The organism is Cellulophaga sp. F20128 (genome assembly GCF_023015805.1).
Lineage (GTDB): Bacteria > Bacteroidota > Bacteroidia > Flavobacteriales > Flavobacteriaceae > Cellulophaga.
The window spans coordinates 68965-88759 of sequence record NZ_JALKBA010000007.1; the positions used below are offsets into that span (position 1 = coordinate 68965).

The following is a 19795-nucleotide window of genomic DNA, read 5'->3' on the forward strand; positions in this document are numbered from 1 at the left end:
TAAAAATATATGACAGTATGGGAAATAAAAGATTATCAATACGTCCAGACAAAAAAACACTTATCCATGAGATATCGATTCAATTGCGCTCTTACTCCAAATTAGCGAGAAATACGATAGCCATGCGTTACCTAGTTCGTTTAGGGTTATTTCTCTTATTTACAACTGCTTTGCTTACCGGATGTAAATCCAAAGAAGGACTACCCAGAGAAGGCTTAAAAATATACTATATCCGCCATGCTGAAGGCGGACATAATGTAAAAAAGGCGTGGGAGGAAAAGGGAGTTCCGGAATCAGAATGGCCATCCTATGTCGGCAATCCTAATATGTTCACCCCTAGAGGCGAGAAAGAGGTGGTTGCGGCCACAGAGAAGCTGCAAGACTATAGCTTTGATTTCATAGCCACCAGTAACATCTGGCGGGTGCGCAACACCATTTTACCATACCTTAAGGCCTCCAATCAGACCGCCGAAGTCTGGCCAGAACTAAGAGAAGGACCAGGAATGACAACCATCCTGTCAAAGGATATTCCCGATCTTGATATCGAAATCCTCAACCTTGGAAACCCAATTGAACTACCGGAGATGGAGCAGAACTTTTTTGTGTTGCGCAAAGATTCTCCAAATGACTATAAGGCATACCCCAAAGGAAGTGAAGAAAATTTGAAGGTTGCCTATATGAAGCACGTCTCGCTTTATGCCATCGAAATGATTGAAAAACGCTTTGGTGGAACCGATAAATCCATCTTGCTCGCAGGACACAATAGTTCTGGCGTCTCCCTTCTAAAACTCTTGCTCAAAAAGGAGCCGGAATCAAAAAAAGGAATTACTAGTTCTGGAATTTGGATGGTAGAACAACAAAAGGATGGGACATATCAACTGAAAATCTATAATAATGAAGTTGTGGGAGAATAGCGTTTGTTGCTATCGAAAATGGCAACTTTGAATTGAAGGAGAATTCCCCAGCTATAAAATTAGGATTTAGGCCATGACCATCATTACATTCAAAACCTAGCAAAACAACAATCATCCATTTTAAAACATGAAAAAACTAGCTTTAGTCGTCATCCTTTTACTTTTCAATCTTGAAATTGTTTTCGGACAAGATCAATACATTTTTGCCTATGGTGGTGTACAAGTCAAACAATTTGTTAACGAAATAATAAAACTAACCGGCAAGGAACGCCCAAAAATCTGTTTCCTCCCAACAGCTTCAGGAGACAATGCCAAAGATATCATTCGTTGGTATGATCTGGTTCATGACCTATCTGTAGAGCCAACAGTGCAGCGCACCTTTGAGATAGGTTCTAAAAACCAAAAGGTTTCTTTTCAGGAAGTCCTACTTAATGTAGATGCCATTGTTGTAGGAGGCGGAAATACTGTTAATATGATGGCTGTTTGGAAAGCACAAGGAATAGATATAGTTCTTAAAAAAGCATTGGAGAAGGGCATTGTACTTGCCGGCAACAGTGCAGGATCGCTTTGCTGGTTTGAAAAAGGCATAACAGATTCACGACCCGTAAAACTGGGTGTGGTTGAAGGACTGGGGTTTCTAACATATAGCAATTGTCCTCATTATGATGCGGATAAGGCACGACAGGAACTTTATCATGAATATATTAAAACCGGAATATTTAAAGCAGGTTATGCCTTTGGAAGTAGCTCAGGAATTATATTTAAAAATGGAAAGCCATTTAAGGTGGTATCTACAAGTATAGAACACAATTCATACTTTGTATCTCTTCAGAATGGTGAAATAGTAACAGAAAAACTTGAGTCTATTGTACTAAAATAAAGTAACCTATGAGTAAAATTGCTTCTGGCATACAGCGTAGGGAATTCACCCCACATAGAATTTGACAACGGAGAACTACTAAGGGAAAATTGGATATAATAAATATATAAACCTTGATTTTTGAACCAATCTCAATAAAGCAGGTAGAATAAATCTATTAAATTAAATATTTAAAAAGATGAAAAAAGTTATTGATTTCAAATGGGTATTTATTGCTTTTGCAATGGTGGTTTTTACAATTAAAATAGCATGGTCAAACGGGCAGCCAACAAATAAAGAAATTAACCACAACGCTAAAATGGTCAATTCTACCGTTTCTCTGGATTCCGTGTCCAGAAATACCTTTATGGTATTGGGCAATACTTACATAAAGACCCTTGGGGCAAAGACAAGCATTCTTGCGTCTATAAACAAGGCTGTGGAAGACGCTCAAATTGATTTTGTTATCATGGTGGGCGAGTTGACCATAGGGGCTAGTAAGGAGCAGTTTAAGGCGGTAAAGTATGTGATGGCCAATTCCCCAGTTCCAGTTTATGTGACTGCTAGTAACCATGATCTGGCATATGACAACGGGGATTGGAAAACTGGTAAAAGTGATAATTATGCACGATTCCGTAGGATGTTGGAGACTGAAACCGAGTACACAATATCCAAAGGCCGCAGCTATTTTATTATGCAATCCCATATCGATAGTATAGGAACCAATTTCACCAATAACGAGCTGAAAAAGCTAGAAAACAACACCACTTATGACTTCGTTTATCATGTTATAGAGGTACCCTTGATTGGTGCAATTAACCTAGATAACAAACCTGTTATTGGCATTAGTGGTGGAAGTTCAAAAGGTGTTAACATCAATGCCTTTAATGGTCGTCATGTAAGAGTTAGACCTACCGAGAATAAGATTAATGATGATGAAGATGACTATCTAATTTTTAAAGAAAATGAAGGTTTTGTTGTGGTGGAATCATACGTTGATCGCAGCTTAAATAAAAGTTTTAAAATAAATATGAATCGCTCCACGGGAACTTGTTCTGTAGAAACGCAATATTAGCTTATATACAATTGCTTTATTGTACTATACCTCAACAAGCCTATTTAGGGCATTGAAATGAATATAAAATAAACTAGGACCTTATGAAATATAAAATACACTAACTATGGCTTTATAGCCTCCTTTGGGAACATCAAACATCTAATTATTTTAGGCGCTCTATTGATACTGTATTGGGTCTTTTTATATGAAATGCCCAGGGTAGCACCAATGAATAAAAACAAATTGCAGATAATTGAAAAATTAAGCATTGTTTTTTAACAACTAACTTTTAGACTGCCTAGATAGTGTGAATCATAGCTAAAAGTAAAAATTAGTATATTCAATTATTAGTTGATTTCTGTTCATACATTAATTGAGCAATAGAATGGTCTATTAAAGAAAAGGATTGGGGAAATAATTTTGAATTTTTGTACAAGAACAAGTATTGAAAATGAAATGCCCTGATAAAATTTTTTACTTTATTAAGTATTGTTGTTATTACTTTTTCTTGTGAAAAAGACCTTAAAGGCCCTATAAAAATCAATCAGGTAATCCATGTGAAGATCCCTCGGCTGGTTTTTTTGTTAAAATAGAAACATAGATTCAGGATTATTAATAAGTAATATAGATATAGCAAATATGAATTTAAGAACTTTAAAAATTAACACATTAGGTGCACTAATAATTTTGATGGCTTTTTCTACAATTTCATCAGCTCAAAAAAAACCTAATGTCATTGTTGTTATTACTGATGACCAAGGCTTTAATGATTTAGGAGCTATGGGAAACCCCTATATTAAAACACCCAATATAGACCAATTTTACAAGGAATCTGTACGGTTTACAAACTTCCATGTTTCTACCACCTGTGCACCAAGCAGAGGGGCTTTAATGACTGGCAGACATACCAACCGGGTAAATGTGTATCATACGATTATGGGGCGTTCATTATTGTATGATGATGAAGTTATTCTACCCCAAATTTTTGCTCAAAACGGATATACAAACGGAATGTTTGGCAAATGGCATTTAGGCGACAATTACCCGTACCGGCCAGAAGATCGTGGATTTCATGAAGTGGTACGACACGGTGGTGGTGGCATTACGCAAGGTCCAGACTACTGGGGCAATGATTATTTTGATGATACCTATTGGCACAATGGAAAAACAGAAAAATACAAAGGGTATTGTCCCGATGTATTCTTTTCTGAAGCATTAGATTTCATAGAAGACAATAAGGACAATCCCTTTTTCTGTTATATCTCTACCAATGCTCCCCATGCACCCTATAATGTACCTCAGAAATACTATGACCTTTATAAGGACCAAAGCGAATTGCCTGATCAGTTTAAGCGGTTCTATGGTATGATCACCAATATTGATGACAACTTTAAAGTTTTACAAAAAAAATTAGACGCCTTAAATCTAACGGATAATACCGTGCTTATTTTTATGACCGATAATGGAACAGCCGGTGGTAATAGAATTTTTGATGCCGGAATGAAAGGCTCTAAAGGCAGTGTTTATGAGGGCGGGCACCGAGTGCCATTGTTTATTCGTTGGCCAGACGGAAAACTCACAGGTGGTAAGGATATCGATAAATTAGTGGCGCATTATGATTTGCTTCCAACCTTTGTTGATTTACTTGGCTTAGATTTCAATCCAGTGAAACCATTAGATGGCATCAGTTTAAAACCACTTTTACACAATACAGGCGAAACCATACCCAATAGAGTAATGTATGTAGATACTCAACGCATGCAAAATCTTATTAAGTACAAGTCGTATGCAGTTATGGATGATAACTGGAGATTGGTCAATGGCGATGAACTTTACAATATAAAAGAAGATAAAATTCAGTCTAAAAATGTTATTGCCAATCACCCAGAAGTTGTACAAAGACTGGCTTTAGGATATGAAAAATGGTGGCAATCATTTATAGATGAAGGCGTAGATGAAAAATACAGTTATATAAAAGTTGGCTCCAATTATGAAAACCCTTCTCGAATATCTGCTCATGATATGCTTACAGGTAAATTTGGACATGTATGGCATCAATATGGAGCTACAACGGGTTCTGCGGCATCGGGTCGATGGAAGATAGAATTCGTGGCAGATGGAAATTACAAAATAAGTCTTAGACGCTTTCCTAGAGAAAGTGGTTTGGCCATTAACGCAACCTTCCCAGAAACACCAAAAACTCCAGAATTAGATAGGAGTATGCCTGCCAGTATAAAATCAGATTTTGAACAAGCCTATATTTATGTAGCCAATTTGGCAAAATCAGACAAAATTAAGGAGGGACAAGAGGAAGTAACTTTTTCTGGATATATCCCCGCAGGGAAGTATGACATGGAAGCACAACTCATAGACAAAAACAATGTAGTACATCCCGCCTATTATGTATATATAGAAAAAATAGCAATCCAATAATTAACAATATTATGTACAAAAGCAACCACAAACCCATTTTTGTTATCATATGCCTCTTTGCATATTCCCTTTTTAGCCCAAAGGCCATTGCACAAAACAGTTATAGCCTGAGTGATGGCAGCAGTTTTACTAGCAAGGATTTTTACCCTAATTTCAGTTGGGAAACCACTCCTATGTATTATATGTTTGGGGATAGCAAGCGCACACTTAGTTCCAAAGAGGTTCGTTTTATTGCTGAAAAATCAGATTTTATATGTATTGAAAAATCACATGGGTTAAATGAATTAGGGGCAGCAGAATTAGGAGCCAAACACGAGGCTGCAGCTTTTAAGAAAATAAATCCAAATGCCAAAGTATTATTCTATTACAACTCTGCCTATGCTTGGCCCTTTACCTCTTACAATAAAAATTTTACGAATAAGAATATTAATGACCATCCCGAGCTTAAGAAGTTTTTGATCATTGATCCTGAGACGGGAAAATTAGCACATCGAAATAATGTGTTCTTTTTTGATGTTTTAAATCCTGATTTAAGAGAATGGTGGGTAAACACAGTTGCTAAAGGGGTGGAAGAATCTGGTTGCGACGGAGCTTTTATTGACCAAATGCATGGCTTTGCTTGGTTGCGTAATGATAAAAGTGAAGCTGTTAAAAAAGCAATGGGTGAAATGATGACCAGATTAAAGGAGAGGCTTGGACCAGACAAGATTCTGTTGGGTAATAATGCTGCACAAGAGATCGCTTCATATGCCTACCCTGCCACAGACGCTATTATGTTTGAACATTACAACGAGAAGCTACTAAGCAAAGAAAAGCTTTTGGAGGATTGGGAAAATATGCTCCGAATTGCCAAGGATGGAAAAATGTCTATTTTCCGAATCGGAGTAGAATCGGATGTCCTTGGTAAAGAAAAGGACAAAGATTTTTTTAAAGGTAAAAAACGAAATAAAAGATATGCTGCCTTAGCCAAAGAACGTCTGGAATATTACCAAGCTTGCTTCCTAATTGGAGCACAACCATATTCATATTTTCAATATGGTTGGGGTTGGGCATTGTCTTCCGGATCATTAGTAAATTTTCCCGATTTATTAAAACCCCTAGGCACTCCCAAAGGAGCTTACCAACGTAAAACTGAAGATGGATGGGAATTTACGCGCGAATTTGAACATGCTTCTGTTTGGGTCAATACCGAAAAAGGAGAAGGAAAAATACGATGGAAATAAATAACCCCTAAACAATTGAACACCCAACGAATAGTCTTAAATTACAAGCAGTTAAAAACAATGTACCAATTATGAAACTACACCTAAAAACATTAATCGCAGAAATTTGGCAACGGTCAAATATAAAGAGCACAAAACACCTTGTTCTAATTTTAATATGCCCTATTATTCTTTTTTCATGTAAAGAAAAACAGGATAAAACGGAAAAGGAAGGTCCCGCAAAGAAGCCAAACATCATCTTTGTTATAACTGATGATCAAGGGTATGGTGATTTGGGACATACAGGAAACTCAGTGATAAAAACACCAGCTATTGATAAGTTTTCTAAAGAAGCAGTAAACCTAACCAATTACCATGTAGGCACCACATGCGCACCCACCAGGGCAGGATTATTAACAGGAAGGAATGCGAACAGAAATGGTGTATGGCATACCATAATGGGGGCTTCTATTTTAAATCGTGAAGAAGTTACTATGGCAGATGTCATGCAGGAAAACGGCTATAAGACTGGAATGTTTGGCAAATGGCACTTGGGGGACAACCATCCTTTTGCACCAGAAGAAAGAGGTTTTGACGAGGCCTTTTACCACGGTGGTGGTGGTGTTGGACAAACACCAGATTATTGGAATAATGATTATTTTGATGACACTTATTTTAGAAATGGCACACCTGAAAAAAAAGAAGGGTATTGTACAGATGTGTGGTTTGACGAAGCCTTAAGCTTTATAGAAAACAAAAAAGATGAACCTTTCTTCTGTTATTTAAGTTTAAATGCCCCTCATGGTCCATATAATCTTCCAGAGAAATATTATGACATTTATAAAGATGAAGATAGAATTGATGAAACGCAGAAGCGTTTTTATGGTATGATTACCAATATTGACGATAACTTCTCTAGACTTTTGAACAAATTGGAAACCCTTGGAATTGCAGAAAACACGATCCTGATTTTTACGACAGATAATGGTACTGCCAGAGGCTACAATGTGAATAAGAAAACAGGTGAAGTTTTTGGATACAATGCTGGTATGCGCGGCACAAAAGGAAGTGAATATGATGGTGGTCATAGAGTTCCTTTTATTATTAGATGGCCAAACGGAAAGTTAACAGGCGGCAAAAAACTAGATAACTTAGTTGCTCACGTTGATATCTTACCTACTCTTACAAAATTAACTGGTCAAGATTTTACGCCTAAAAAAACAATGGATGGTAAAGATATGAGTGAATATATCTTAGGAAAAAGTGAAGCAACACCAAGGTATTTAGTAACCGATACCCAACGTGTATCCTGGCCAATTAAAGATAAAAATAGTTGTGTAATGGATGACACATGGCGCCTTATAAAAGGCAAGGAGCTTTATAATATTGTTGAAGATCCAGGGCAAGAAAACAATATTGCTGATCAGCATCCAGAAAAAGTAGCAGAAATGAATGCTTTTTACAATAGCTGGTGGGAAGATGTAATTAAGGAAACTAAATATTCGGTTATTGATTTAGGCACCGGTAAAACTGATGTCTTAACCTGTCATGACGCCCGTACCATAGATTACTACCCACCTTGGAACCAACAAATGATTCGTTCAGGAAAACCTATGAAACCAGCCCCTTTTTCCGTAAATTTTGTAACTGCAGGGAAATATAAGTTTCACTTACGAAGGTGGCCAGCAGAGAGTGGTTTAGCTCTTGGCGCTGCCATAAAAGACGGAACACCTGGCACACACTATATGGCTGGAAACGCCAATGGAAAGGCTATGAAGTTTAAAAAAGCGCATTTAAAAATAGCAGACAAAACAATTACTATTGATGTAAACAATGCCGCTGAAGCCGCTGTTATAGAGATGGAAGTAGCCCAAGGCGAAACAGAACTTTTAGCCTATTTTGATATGGTTGATGGTACTCCAAGCAATGCATTTTATATTAATGTGGAGAAAGTAAATTAAATTTCTAAGTAATTCTTTTTAGAACCTAGCTAACAACCACTAACTTTTGTTTTATAAAAAAAGTTAGTGGTTGTTAATCAATTCACATTAATATATATTCCTATGAAAAAGTTTTTAAAATTTGTAGTAGTAATACCTATTGCATCGTTGTTGTTTTGTAACTGTAAAAATGCAAAAACTCAACCTAAAGAAGAAAAACGGCCTAATTTTTTATTCGTTTTGGTCGATGATCAATCTCCATTTGATTTACAGGTTTACGATCCTAAATCTATATTAGAAACGCCTAACATAAGTAAGTTGGCTGAAGATGGACTTGTATTAGAAAGTGCTTACCATATGGGATCTTGGTCTGGCGCTGTGTGTACCCCTTCTCGCCATATGATTATGAGCGGAAGAACCCTTTGGCATTTGCCTTCCCGTGGAAAACAATTTCAAAATCCTAATCCACCAGATAGTTTGGAGAATCAGACGATGGCCGCAGTATTTAACAGCGCAGGATATAAAACCATGCGCACCTGTAAAATGGGAAATTCATATGCAGCAGCAAATGCACAATTTACCGAGGTATATGACGCTACCAAACGAGGAGGTACGGAAGAGACAGGAAGTGCTTGGCATGCAAAACAAGTTTTAGGCTATTTAGACAGACGGAATTCAACACAAGAAGAAGATCCTTTTTTAATTTATTTTGGTTTTTCACACCCACATGATGTTCGCGATGGCACTCCAGAATTGCTCGCCAAGTACGGCGCTACAAACCATAAAGATAAAGAAAGTCTTCCTCCTGCCAATAGTAAACAACCTCCTTTACAAGACAACTACCTTGCAGCACACCCATTTTTTCATGGTCATCCTAATTTAAGAGATGAAGACAAGGTAAGTGGGGTATGGAAAAACAGAGACGAACAAACGGTTCGCAATGAGCTAGGGCGTGAATACGCTTGCTCTGAAAATATAGATATTCAAATTGGCAAAGTCCTTAAAAAGCTTGAAGAAATGGGAGAATTGGATAATACGTACATTATCTATACTTCAGACCATGGGATGTCTATTGGACGACATGGCTTAATGGGAAAACAAAACTTATACGAACATACTTGGCGCGTTCCATTTATTATCAAAGGCCCAGGCATAACTGCTGGGAAACGCTTAAAAGGGAACTCCTATTTGCTTGATATTTTACCAACACTCTGTGATTTGGCAGGTATTCCACAGCCTGAAACCGTTGAAGGAATAAGTTTAAAACCAGTAATTGAGGGTAAAAAAGAGGTTGTAAGGGAGGTTATGTACGGTGTGTACTCTGGAGGTACAAAACCTGGTATGCGAAGCGTAAAGAAAGGAGATTGGAAACTGATAAAGTACGACACTATGGATGGTACTGTACGGGAAACACAATTGTTTAACCTTGCAGAAAACCCAAATGAATATCTCGCTGAACATAAAAGGACTAAGGAAATGGAGACCAATTTGGCAGCTAACCCAAAATTTGCAAGTAAACTTGCGGAGATGGAAGCTTTATTATTGGACCAAATGGAACAACATGATGATCCATACCGCCTTTGGAATCAAAGCCAACACTAATAAACTACATACCCAATGAACAACCACTCTTTTAAGAAATTATTCCTTATTGCATTATTCCTATGCTGTAATATACTCGTTTTACAAGCACAAATAAAAAATGCATCGTTTGAAAAAGACAAGGTGACTGGCGAAAATGAGGTTGTAAAAAAGTTAAATGGATGGACTATTACTCGTGGAAACGTTGAATTGATTACAAACAATGTGTTTTCTGCCGTAGAAGGAAATCAAGTGCTGGATTTAAACGGGAGTGAACCTGGGAGTATTAAGCAGACGATAAAAGGACTTCAAAAATCTACTGACTATACTCTAAAATTTGAATATGCAGATCAAAAAGGCAGAAAACGAGATACTGAAACGCTGCTTGCAACTGCTAACATTATCATTAACGGAAAAACTGTTACAACACTCCGTAATTTGTCACCCGCACCTAATTATATAGGTGGTATTGGTTTTGGCTTTACATCAACAGCAAAAGGAACCGCTACTATTGAATTTGTTTCAACAACAAATGGCAATATGGGGCTAGTGATTGATAACCTTCGAATAACTGCTGGTTTACCCATAAAACCCCCTGTAAATACGCATTTGGTAAATGGTGATTTTGAAATGAAAGTGGATAGTGAAAGTGGGAATCCGCATATATATGGGGAGCAATTACCAGGATGGCTAATTATGCGGGAGAATATTGACCTTATTGCGATTAAGCGGTTTGGAACACCCAGTGGCAAGTGGGTGATAGATTTAGGAGGGCATGGCCCAGGTGGTATTGCGCAAACTATAACGAGCCTCTCACCTGGTGAAACGTATCGATTATCAATGCTTTATTCTAGACATAAATCCTGGGATGAAGAAGACCCATTAACAGGTGAAATTCTTATTGATAATGAAGTAGTATTGCGGTTAAACCGAAATAAATCTACAAAAGCACCCCGTTGGGAAAAGGTCACTTATGACTTTATTGCCCCAACCAATGGAGAAATAACCCTCTCTTTGTATTCAACAGCATTTAAAGTTGGTGGTGGTATATTATATGACGACATCAAGATTGAAAAAGTTAGGGATATTGTTGCTCCAAAAAAAATATCAGTCCTAATTGTTGACGGTTTAAGTAATCATCAATGGGAAACAAACACCAAATATCTTCAACAAATATTGGAAGCCACTGGAAAGTTCAACGTATCCGTTAGTACATGTCCAAATCAACAAAAAAATCCAAACGATTGGGAGAATTGGAATCCTGATTTTAAAAAGTATTCCGTAGTAATTCAAACGTATAACAATATCTTTAAAGAAAATGATTTGCAATGGCCTGTCCATATAAAACGATCTTTTGAAAAATATGTAGATGAAGGTGGTGGTGTTTATATCTATCATAGTGCTTCCAATGCATTTAAAGGGTGGGCTGCGTATAATGAAATGATTGGTTTGGGCTGGAGAAATAAGGATTCTGGTTTAGCTGTTACAATCAATGACAAGGAAGAACTAGAGATTATTCCAAAAGGAGAAGGTGAAAACTCAGGACACGGCCCTAGAACAGATCCATTGATAACTCGCATTGGTGATCATCCTATTCATATAGGTATGCCAAAAACCTGGAAGGCTGCTGACGTAGAAATTTATAAATATTTAAGAGGTACAACCAAAAATTTAGAAGTTATATCCTATGCCAAAGACCAAAAAACCGCATTAAATTTTCCAATGGAATGGACTGTAAATTATGGAAAAGGTAAAGTTTACTGTTCTACCTATGGTCATTTCTGGAAGAATCAAGATTGGCCTCCAAGTATGCGATGTGTAGCATTTCAACATTCAATGGTGAGAGCTTTACAATGGTTGAGTGGTACTGAGGTTGAAAATTTTGTGGAGGCTGATTTTCCAACCAGTGAAAGCATCGTTTTAAAACAACCTTTATTAGATTAACTTATTACAAAGCATAATATGAGTAACAAAAATAGCTTTTTTACTACAACTTCTTTTAAGTCACTGTTACTCCTGACTTTTATTCTCTTATCCTTTTATTCATGTCATGTAGAAAAACCAAAAACGACGACTGATATACAGAAAAATATAGACCCACTAGACAACTACACAGATTGGTCTATTTACAGAGGCGACAAAAAGGGAAATCAATACTCTGAATTGGCCCAAATACATGCTGCTAATGTGCATAATCTTGCATTGGTTTGGCAATACCAAACGGGTGATGCTACAAAAAATTCATCCATTCAAGTAAACCCAATTATTGTAGACGGATTGATGTATATTTCATCTCCTAGTTTAAATGCAATTGCTTTAGACGCTACAACAGGAGAAGAAGTCTGGGTTTTTAATTCCTCAAAATACAATGAAAATCAAACTGCTTTTAAAGGCAGAACAAGAGGAGTTACCTATTGGAGTTCTAAAGACGGTAGTGACCAACGCATTTTTCTTTTTGTTAAAAACAGAGTCTATGCTTTAGAAGCAAAAACAGGAAAACTCATTACTTCATTTGGAATAAATGGCCATATCGACTTACGTGAAAATTTAGATATGGATATTAATAAAGCATCCATTGAAGTAACGTCTCCAGGCATCATTTATGAAAACTTTTTAATAGTGGGCTCTCGCGTGCCTGAAGGATATAATTCTACACCCGGTAATATTAGGGCTTACGATGCCATCACAGGAAAATTTAAATGGGTTTTTCGCACTATTCCTAAAGAAGGTGATTTTGGGTTTGATACTTGGCAGTTTCAGGAAGATGAAACCTATGGTGGAGCCAATGCTTGGAGCGGTTTTACTGTTGATGAAAAGCGCGGTTGGGTGTTTTTAGCTACTGGGTCACCAGCCTATGATTTTTATGGAGGTCACAGGAAAGGTGAAAATTTATTTGGAAATTGTGTATTGGCTCTTAATGCGAAAACAGGTGAACGAATTTGGCATTACCAAACTGTTCATCATGATATTTGGGATTATGATAATCCTTCAGCCCCCATTTTAATAACCATTGATGATGGTAAAGAGAAAAAAGATGCCGTTGTTCAACTTACAAAAATGGGGTTTGTATTTGTTTTGGATAGAGAAACTGGAAAACCACTCTTTCCAACCTTAGAAATGCCTGTTCCAAAATCAGAGATTGATGGTGAAGAAGCATGGCCTACTCAACCTATGCCTACTAAGCCCCTTCCTTTAAGTCGCCAAGGCATTACTGAAGCTGATTTAACGGATATATCTCCCGAATCCAATGAATATGCAAGAAAAGAATTTAATACTTATAAGTCTGCAAGTTTATACACACCACCTTCGGAAAGAGGAACATTAACTAGCCCAAGTGTTTTAGGAGGAGTAGAATGGCAAGGTGGATCTTACGATCCGTATACTAATATACTTTATGTGAATGCCAATAATGTTGCTAGTATCTCAAAATTAAAAAAAGTATACGAAACTGCAAACACTTCTAAATTGACAAATTTAGAAGTTGGTCATCAAATATATCTGAATAATTGTGCCTCTTGTCACGGTATAGATAGAACGGGTATAGCGCCATTATACCCTGCAGTCATCAACCTGATTAAATCAAAAGAAGAGATTGCAGCAATTATAAAAAACGGCAAAAATACAATGCCCTCTTTTTCACAATTAACAACCAAAGAACTTGATGCTATTACTGAATTCATTGCTGGTAATGATTCCTTGGTAAAAGATAAAAAGAGTAATTCAGGCACAAAGACACGATACTTACATACAGGGTACAGTCTTTTTCTAGATCAAAATGGGTACCCTGGAACTAAACCACCTTGGGGAACATTAAATGCTATTGATATGTCTAGCGGTGATTATGTTTGGAAAAAACCTTTAGGAGAATATCCTGAACTTGTGAAACAAAACATACGCAATACGGGCACCTTAAATTACGGTGGGGCTGTTGCAACTGCTGGAGGTCTTATTTTTATCGCTGCTACGGCCGATGAAAAATTTAGAGCTTTCGAGAAAAGCCGAGGTCGTATTTTATGGGAGTACAAATTACCCGCTGGTGGCTATGCAACCCCAAGTGTTTTTATGCAAAACGGGAGACAATACATAGCAATAGTAGCTGGTGGAGGAGGCAAAAACAATACACCTTCTGGTGATTCTGTAATGGTATTTGCTTTGCCAGAAAACAACGATACTAAAAACACACCAAAAAATAGTACTGCAATCCCTAATAAATGGATTTCTCTTTTTGACGGCAAAACCTTAGATGGATGGGTACATATGAATGGGTCTCACAGTTATTCGGTAGAAAATGGTGCCATAATTGGAAGAACCACGGCAAAAAGTGCCAATTCTTTTTTATGCTCTCTTGATGAATTTGAAAATTTTGAATTGGAATGCGAAGTTAAAGTAGATGATATTACAAACCAAGGCATACAGTTTCGTTCTTCGGTACGTCCAATAACTGAAAAGAATCATCCAGCATGGAGAGCAGGGAGGGTTTGGGGGCCTCAGTTAGAAATACGTAGAAAGATGGGCGAAAATTCAATTACAACAGGTCTACTTTATGGAGAAGCACTTGGAACTGGTTGGATTTCCTCAAAAGAAAAAATAGAAAAAGGACATGATTATTTTATTCCTGAAGCTTGGAATAAAATTAGGATAGTTGCAGACGGCCCAAGAATTCAAACTTTTGTAAATGGTCACTTAATTGAAGATATTATAGATAAAGAAGTATACAAGTCCCATCCAAAAGGGTTTATAGCGCTACAAGTGCACGGTATTAACGGTGAAAGGCAATTTTCAATGGGATGGAGAAACATAAAAATCCGCAGCATAAAATAACCAATTGTTGTAGACAACACTACCCATAAAAATAAAACCATTATTTAAAATAATAATGGTTTTATACTTACTGGCTACAAGATATTTAATACCTTCTAGGGAACTAGAGAAATCAAAAATTACTATTTCCAGTCAATTTTAGCTTCTTTCGTTTCCAAATTAACCCAAATAGAAGCGTGTTCAAAATCGCGCTTTAGCTTCCAACCATTAACTTTCATATCATGCAATGGTTTCCCTAAGGGTTTATCAAATTCAGGATACCAATCTACAGCTCCATGTTTAAAGCGATATCCCCAATTGTAAATAAAATAAGAATTTTCTTGTGCCCCCACTAAAAAGGATGCCAGTGGAAATGTGATGTTTTCCTTTGAAATCTGTTGCTTTTCCGTCAATGGTTTTGCCATAAAATCTTTATCGATCCATGCATAACCAGGCCATCCCTTAAAAACTACTATTTTACCCGTCTTGCCTGCTTTCTCCATTTCTTGTATGTCTTTTAACATACTCTCTTTAGAGTTACTTTTAATGATACCAAAATGTTCTATCATGACAGCATCGGTATGTTCTGGAAAATTATTGCCGGTATTATTGTCTGGTATAGATCGTATCCCATTATAAACAATAAGTTTCTCACTCCCTAAGGCCTGGCGTGTTTCTGTGATGAGATCCTTTAATCCTTGTTGCATAGCGTCGTACTTTTCTTGGCCCCAAAGCTTGATATTATCTTTACTTGCAACCTGAATAAAAGCGTCCATAAAAACACCATCGGTAGGGCCATTTAAAACTTCCTTTTTTGCAGTTTCTACCCACCATTTTCGGACTTCAGGATTAGACAGGTCGTACCGTTTAATACTTCCATTTTTTAGATCATAGTTGCCGTCTTTCGTTTTTAACCACCATTCTGGGTGACTTTCATAAACAGCATGTGCTTTATACATGGAATAATCCAAAAAGGCATTCCAATAGAAAATGACTTTCATATTGGGATTCAACTTTTTTAATTTTATAGCTTCTTGCGCAATGCCATCTTCGGTATTGTTATAGGTTGGCAAGCCATGTCCTTTTTCCAATACGATAAAATTTGACTTAGAAGTAATAAATTTTGCTTCATCCTGGGTTAAATCCCCTGCTTTACCAAAATGAAATGCTATTGGCACTTTTTCCCAACTAAAAATTGGATATACCTCGTTTTTTTGTTGGGGTAACCTAGTCTCTATTTTAGCTGTATTACAACTAGAAAGCCCAAGTAAAAAAACACAACAAAGGCTTTTTAAAACAGTATTTTTATCCCGCAGATTCATAGGCCTAATTTATAGGTTTTAGTTTCATCGATTTTAAGCCTGATGTTTCAGGATCGCCTTCAATCAATGAGGTTGAAATAGTGTGAATTCCAGGTGTTTTAAATTCTATGATGCCCATATTGTAAAAAACAAATTTTTCGGTAGCGGCTTGTTGATTTTGAACCTTCACCCCTTCATCTGTCACTGTTTTCCAGACCAAACGACCACTTCCTTTATAACATAAGTCTATATAATACAATCCTGGTTGCTGTACATTAACGGTCCAAGTTATACTTCCATCTTCTTTCCAATTATTGACCTGGTCCGCGTGTTTCCATTCGCCAAACTTCTCCATCCAACGAATTTCATTATGCTCTGCATTATTAACTTCACCAAATTGTGTAAGTAATGTTGTTTCGATATTAGGATATACCCCTAAATTTGTTTTCACTACTGTTTTAGAAGCTTGGGTTTTTAGTTTAACTTCTATTACAGTTACCAAAGCATCCGGTTTTTTATAGGGAACGTCAAAGACTATCCAATTATTTTCTACGGTATACTTTAACTTTTTACCAGAGGCATAATTCAAAATAGTAGCCGATTCTATATCACTTTCTAAACCTGGCAGGTACAATTTACCATCCTGTGGCCAATCAAAAACAGAAAGAAACAAAGAATTATCTTTTGTAGTGACATCTCCCCAAGGCAAGGCATGCTGCCAAGGTGAACTTCCTGCATTGTAAATTACTTGAGGATATTTTTTAATCCACGCTCCTGTTTCTTCTAAAAAATTTTGTCCAATTTCGGGTACTACACCCAAACCATCAGGTCCAACATTAAACAAATAAGACCCCCCTCTCCCAACAGTTGAAATTAGTCTGTTTAATATTTCTTCTGGCTTTTTAAAATTATTATCATACCACGCATAAGACCAAGAATCATTATTGGTATCACAAGTTTCCCACAACCCTGGTAAATTTTTGGTGGGTACTTGCATATCTCCAATACTCGCATAATCTCCAAGGCCATGACCTACCCTGCTGCACATCATGGCATTAGGTTGTAGTTCCTTCACCATATCTACCAGTTCCGTAACATATTTTTTCTCTATAGCTCCTGGGGTATCAAACCAAACAAAATCGATATCGCCATAATTGGTACAAATCTCTTTAACTTGAGGTTTACATTTATTATAAAAATAGTCTTCAAAATCTGCGGCCTTACCCTCTTCATCTACTTTTGGCCCTCCAGTTGCTCCCGGGGTTGTCCAATCTTGGTTGTGTGAATAATAAAACCCAAAACCAAGGCCAATATCATGACAAGCCTTAGAGAGTTCCTTCATAGGATCACGGGCAAAGGGGGATGCATCTACAATATTAAAATCACTTGCCTTAGAATCGAACATAGCAAATCCATCATGGTGTTTGCTTGTGATAATAATATATTTCATTCCTGCGTCTTTTGCCAGTTGCGCTATTTTTTTGGCATCAAAATCTTTAGGATTAAAGCTTTTGGCTGTTTCCATATACTCTGCAGGCGGAATATTGGCAACCCTTGGGTTCATAAGCCATTCTCCAATTCCGTAATACGTTTTGCCTTTCCATTCACCTGCAAGTTTTGAGAATAAGCCCCAGTGGATAAACATCCCAAAATTGCCCTCGTCAAAAAGTTTTGCTTTCCCTGTTCTTAAGGCGTCCGAAGAGGCTGTTGCATCTCCCCACATTTCATCCATATTTTTCGACTTCTCTTGTGCAAAAGCATTGCAACAAAAAAGAAGGGAGGATACGATTAACAATAAAGTAAGTCTCGTTTTCCTTTGCAGTATTATTTGTATGGGCATAAATTGAATTTTTTTCATTATTTAATTATATTTTTTTTCATAAGTATGGCCTGTGTTTTTAGAAAAAACCAGGATTAACCTATCCCATTTTTTTTAAAAACAAGTTGTAATAAGCGGTGAACTAAAAGGCATTAAAACCATTAGGTAATGCCTTTTAAAGCTCAATTCTTTATTTGGGGTTAATACCCTTCATTCTGCATCCAACCGTTGTCAATATTTAAATCAATTTCTGACTGAGGAATTGGAAATAGCCATTCATTATCTGGCCATTGGGGTCTATCATTATAAAAAGGCGTATAGCAATTAACATAATCAGACAGAGAGCCCTGATCTGCAGTCCAATCTAAGTTAATATTGGTAGTTTCGGTGACTAGCCTATTGGTTCTAATCAAATCAAACTTACGCTTAAACTCTGCATTTAACTCCACCCGTCTTTCTTGCCAAACCGCGGCTCTAAAATCTGGCTGTGATAGGCCTGCTGTTAAATTATCCAATCCCGCTCTATTTCTAAGCGCATTCACAGCAGTATATGAAGCAGCATTTGGTGCACCATCCGCTTCGTTCTGTGCCTCTGCATAAATTAATAAGGCATCTGCAAAGCGATACAAAACAATATTAGAATTGGTGTATTGAAAACTAGTTCCTTCTTCTCCTGTATAATAAGAGATATCTATAAATTTTCTAAAGGTAGGCTGACAGAGATAAGGTCTCCCTGAGGGGGTTTCATACCTTGTCATAACACTAAAATCACGTCTTTCATCACCATCTTCAAAAGCATCATATAGATCAGGTGTAGGTAGTTGAACACCAACACCTGGAGGGCCTCCCTTAAAAAACAGTCCGTCTGGATTTGCATCCGTTTCTCTTCTTAAATCTCCTGGCCATCCCTCTGCTGTCAAGGGTGTTGCGTTAGGGTTTATACCCCAATAACCAGTTGCCGTACCAGTACCATTGCTCTCCCTACTCAACCAGTTTCCAAGACCTAAAACCTGCACATAAGACAACTCTAACATAGATTCTTTGGTAAATGGGTTATTATCATCCCACGCCATACCATAAGCCGGAGTACTATTGGCACCATTTGTTTTGCCTTCTAAATTTAAAGAATTAGGAGCATCGTCTATAACCTCCTTTGCTTTATCTCTAGCCAATGCCCAATTGGAGGCATCCCCTTGAATAAAATCACCTTGAGAAGTTCTTCGATGGCCAGCACGCGTTAAGTAAACCTCTGACAAAATTAACTTGGCTGTCCATTTTGTAATATGCCCATCATGCAAACCGTCTGTACAATTATTTTCTGCAAACTGAAGGTCTGGAATAATAATTTCATCATAAATAGTTTCTACACTAGCTCTGGGTTTTTGAAAATCTGCTTCAGTAGTTACCGCATCAACAATAAGGGGTACATCACCATAGGCACGAACCAATTGGTAATAGTAAAATGCTCTTAAGGCCCTTGCTTCGCCTAGAATTACATTTTTTTCAGTTTCATCCATATCGATCCCTGGTACAAACTTTAAAACATTATTGGCTCTTCCAATTCCTATCCACCATTCACTGTATATCCCAAATTGCTCAAACATTTGATGTGATGGAGTTACAGTATGTGTGCCAAAGGCATTGTGAAAACCTCCCTGTGTCCTACTTACCTGATCATCGGTATAGGCGTCTACAACCGGCCAAAACCTATTGTGTACATCATTCAATTTTTGATACACACCGTTGACGGCTGTTCTAGCATCACTTGCTGTTTGCCAATAATTACTTGCTGAAATGAAAGTTGGTGGTTCTTCAAGAAGATATTCTTCACAGGATATACTCATCACTGTAATCAGTAATAAGCCTATTTTTACTTTTATATTCATCTT

At 37.2% G+C, this 19795-nt stretch carries 12 protein-coding genes; 9 read left to right on the forward strand and 3 right to left on the reverse strand.

Translation table 11 applies throughout. The features are described 5' to 3' along the window. The first annotated feature begins 17 nt into the window (after positions 1–17). From MWU65_RS08870 to MWU65_RS08910, 9 genes are all read left to right on the forward strand, one after another. A complete protein-coding gene (locus MWU65_RS08870; protein ID WP_247077113.1) occupies positions 18–914 on the forward strand; it encodes a histidine phosphatase family protein in 897 nt (298 codons plus the stop codon). A gap of 127 nt (positions 915–1041) precedes the next feature. Continuing rightward, positions 1042–1794 carry a peptidase E gene (locus tag MWU65_RS08875; protein ID WP_247077115.1) on the forward strand — a complete coding sequence of 251 codons (753 nt, stop codon included), beginning with the start codon at positions 1042–1044 and terminating at the stop codon, positions 1792–1794. Between the two features lie 178 nt (positions 1795–1972). Further along, entirely contained in the window at positions 1973–2848 is an 876-nt protein-coding gene (locus MWU65_RS08880) for a hypothetical protein (RefSeq protein WP_247077117.1), read from the forward strand. Positions 2849–3469: 621 nt separating this feature from the next. Continuing rightward, positions 3470–5263, forward strand: a complete 1794-nt coding sequence (locus tag MWU65_RS08885; RefSeq protein ID WP_247077119.1) for an arylsulfatase — start codon at positions 3470–3472, stop codon at positions 5261–5263. A gap of 11 nt (positions 5264–5274) precedes the next feature. Continuing rightward, the gene (locus MWU65_RS08890; RefSeq protein ID WP_247077121.1) at positions 5275–6486 is read left to right on the forward strand and encodes a putative glycoside hydrolase; all 1212 of its coding nucleotides are present in this window, start codon (positions 5275–5277) and stop codon (positions 6484–6486) included. Positions 6487–6557: 71 nt separating this feature from the next. Then, positions 6558–8426 (forward strand): arylsulfatase, encoded by a 1869-nt coding sequence (locus MWU65_RS08895; protein ID WP_247077123.1) that lies wholly within the window; start codon positions 6558–6560, stop codon positions 8424–8426. A gap of 102 nt (positions 8427–8528) precedes the next feature. Continuing rightward, entirely contained in the window at positions 8529–10007 is a 1479-nt protein-coding gene (locus MWU65_RS08900; RefSeq protein WP_247077125.1) for a sulfatase-like hydrolase/transferase, read from the forward strand. 15 nt (positions 10008–10022) lie between these two features. Then, positions 10023–11930, forward strand: coding sequence for a ThuA domain-containing protein (locus MWU65_RS08905; protein WP_247077127.1), 1908 nt, complete (start codon positions 10023–10025; stop codon positions 11928–11930). A gap of 18 nt (positions 11931–11948) precedes the next feature. Then, on the forward strand, positions 11949–14807 hold the full coding sequence (locus MWU65_RS08910; protein ID WP_247077128.1) for a family 16 glycoside hydrolase: 2859 nt from the start codon (positions 11949–11951) through the stop codon (positions 14805–14807). A 122-nt stretch (positions 14808–14929) separates the two neighbouring features. On the opposite strand, the gene MWU65_RS08915 is transcribed toward MWU65_RS08910, so the two are convergent. The 3 genes from MWU65_RS08915 to MWU65_RS08925 all read right to left on the reverse strand — a co-directional run bounded on the left by MWU65_RS08915 (position 14930) and on the right by MWU65_RS08925 (position 19792). Then, positions 14930–16108: a putative glycoside hydrolase gene (locus MWU65_RS08915; protein ID WP_247077129.1), complete on the reverse strand. Its 1179-nt coding sequence runs from the start codon at positions 16106–16108 to the stop codon at positions 14930–14932. A gap of 4 nt (positions 16109–16112) precedes the next feature. Continuing rightward, entirely contained in the window at positions 16113–17945 is a 1833-nt protein-coding gene (locus MWU65_RS08920; protein WP_247077130.1) for an alpha-L-fucosidase, read from the reverse strand. Positions 17946–18106: 161 nt separating this feature from the next. Continuing rightward, on the reverse strand, positions 18107–19792 hold the full coding sequence (locus tag MWU65_RS08925) for a RagB/SusD family nutrient uptake outer membrane protein (protein ID WP_247077131.1): 1686 nt from the start codon (positions 19790–19792) through the stop codon (positions 18107–18109). Between the last annotated feature and the right edge of the window lie 3 nt (positions 19793–19795).

Coding starts and splice junctions, on each gene's coding strand:
- MWU65_RS08870 (WP_247077113.1), top strand. CDS start 18: ATGGGAAATAAAAGATTATCAATACGTCCAGACAAAAAAACACTTATC.
- MWU65_RS08875 (WP_247077115.1), top strand. CDS start 1,042: ATGAAAAAACTAGCTTTAGTCGTCATCCTTTTACTTTTCAATCTTGAA.
- MWU65_RS08880 (WP_247077117.1), top strand. CDS start 1,973: ATGAAAAAAGTTATTGATTTCAAATGGGTATTTATTGCTTTTGCAATG.
- MWU65_RS08885 (WP_247077119.1), top strand. CDS start 3,470: ATGAATTTAAGAACTTTAAAAATTAACACATTAGGTGCACTAATAATT.
- MWU65_RS08890 (WP_247077121.1), top strand. CDS start 5,275: ATGTACAAAAGCAACCACAAACCCATTTTTGTTATCATATGCCTCTTT.
- MWU65_RS08895 (WP_247077123.1), top strand. CDS start 6,558: ATGAAACTACACCTAAAAACATTAATCGCAGAAATTTGGCAACGGTCA.
- MWU65_RS08900 (WP_247077125.1), top strand. CDS start 8,529: ATGAAAAAGTTTTTAAAATTTGTAGTAGTAATACCTATTGCATCGTTG.
- MWU65_RS08905 (WP_247077127.1), top strand. CDS start 10,023: ATGAACAACCACTCTTTTAAGAAATTATTCCTTATTGCATTATTCCTA.
- MWU65_RS08910 (WP_247077128.1), top strand. CDS start 11,949: ATGAGTAACAAAAATAGCTTTTTTACTACAACTTCTTTTAAGTCACTG.
- MWU65_RS08915 (WP_247077129.1), bottom strand. CDS start 16,108: ATGAATCTGCGGGATAAAAATACTGTTTTAAAAAGCCTTTGTTGTGTT.
- MWU65_RS08920 (WP_247077130.1), bottom strand. CDS start 17,945: ATGAAAAAAATTCAATTTATGCCCATACAAATAATACTGCAAAGGAAA.
- MWU65_RS08925 (WP_247077131.1), bottom strand. CDS start 19,792: ATGAATATAAAAGTAAAAATAGGCTTATTACTGATTACAGTGATGAGT.